General features: G+C 39.4%; 1 pseudogene. It reads right to left on the bottom strand.

From position 1 onward, the window contains the following. Positions 1 to 334 (bottom strand): annotated as a pseudogene (locus tag CWB76_RS19325) (DNA ligase); the annotation flags it as partial. Positions 335 to 358 lie beyond the last annotated feature (24 nt).

Raw genomic sequence — 358 nt, 5'->3', positions numbered from 1 at the left:
ATTGCAAATCGTTGGGTATTTTTGTTCTGACAATACCACTGATTACAGAAAATTGACCTCGTTTGGTCCATAACTCACCATCTAACCAAATATCTGGCAAAGGGGATGTAAACCAATCAGGCGGGTTTATGGAGTTGCCTTGACGGGTTACAAACTGCTTTCCCGTCCAGATTGCTCTTACTCCGTCATACTTTTCACTCACCAAATATTGACGAATATCTTCATGCTTAGTTTCATCGTAAACATTAGCAAGTTGCACTGGAGGCAATTGCGCCAATAAGCTAGCACTAAAAAGGGTTAAAAAAGTAAACAACGTTGCTTTAATCATCACCATTGCTGCATCCTTGCAAATTTAAAT

The sequence above is a fragment of the Pseudoalteromonas sp. S1609 genome (assembly GCF_005887255.1).
Classification (GTDB): Bacteria; Pseudomonadota; Gammaproteobacteria; order Enterobacterales; family Alteromonadaceae; genus Pseudoalteromonas.
The sequence above is the reverse complement of the archived record's forward strand: the minus strand, read 5'-3'. Positions and strand labels throughout refer to the sequence as shown.